At 59.4% G+C, this 352-nt stretch carries 1 protein-coding gene; it reads left to right on the top strand.

Annotated elements, in window-relative coordinates; all coding sequences use genetic code 11:
- A partial coding sequence (locus AC0L3E_RS34660) for a porin (protein ID WP_473606919.1) occupies positions 1-352 on the top strand: 352 nt, incomplete at both ends.

The raw sequence follows: 352 nt of genomic DNA, 5'->3' as shown, positions 1-352 counted from the left end.
TTTCGGTGGCTCGCGCGGCGGACGAAATCTCCGCGTCGGACCGGACCGAACATGTCCACATCTGCGACGTCTACGGTCCGGGCTACTTCCATGTCCCCAACACCGACACCTGCCTGCGCATCGGCGGCTACATTCGATACGAGGTCGGCATCGGCGATGTCCGTTCGCATGAGGGGGTAAGAACATCCAGTGCGAGAACCGGGGAGGCTCAGGGCACCTGGGGAAACAACACGCGTTTCACGTTCAAGACTTGGACAAGCCAGGAAATCGAAATCGGACCACTGAAGACCTATACTGAAAGCCGCCTGAACTTCGGCAACCGCAACCCTTATCCGGGTCCGGACAGTGCTCA

The sequence above is a fragment of the Mesorhizobium sp. WSM4822 genome, from assembly GCF_055811155.1.
The sequence above is the reverse complement of the archived record's forward strand: the minus strand, read 5'-3'. Positions and strand labels throughout refer to the sequence as shown.